This window comes from Methylobacterium nigriterrae, assembly GCF_037106235.1.
Taxonomy (GTDB): domain Bacteria; phylum Pseudomonadota; class Alphaproteobacteria; order Rhizobiales; family Beijerinckiaceae; genus Methylobacterium; species Methylobacterium nigriterrae.
Genome location: NZ_JBAWTG010000743.1, coordinates 1 through 288, shown reverse-complemented (window position 1 = coordinate 288; position 288 = coordinate 1). Strand labels below are relative to the sequence as shown.

At 71.2% G+C, this 288-nt stretch carries 1 protein-coding gene; it reads left to right on the top strand.

The features are described from left to right. Window positions 1–288: DUF5655 domain-containing protein (locus WDW90_RS38960; protein WP_336492980.1), on the top strand; the 288-nt coding region annotated here is incomplete at both ends.

Sequence of the window (288 nt, the reverse complement as noted above, 5' to 3'; positions counted from 1 at the left end):
CGGGCACGGCGCGGGGCGGTCGCCCGGGCGGCGGTTGATGCACAGGGCGCGGCGATGCGCGAGTTGGCGGGCGCGGTCGACGAGGTCCTGCTTGGGTTTGGGGACGGCGTGAACCGGGTGGAGCGCAAGACCTACCGGGCGTATCAGCGGCTGCGGAACTTCGCCTGCCTGTGCCCGCCGCAGCGGAGCAAGCTGCTGGTCTACCTGAAGGTCGACCCGAAGGACGTCGATCTCGTTCCGGACTTTACCCGGGACGTGTCCGGCCTCGGTCACCACGGGACGGGCGAC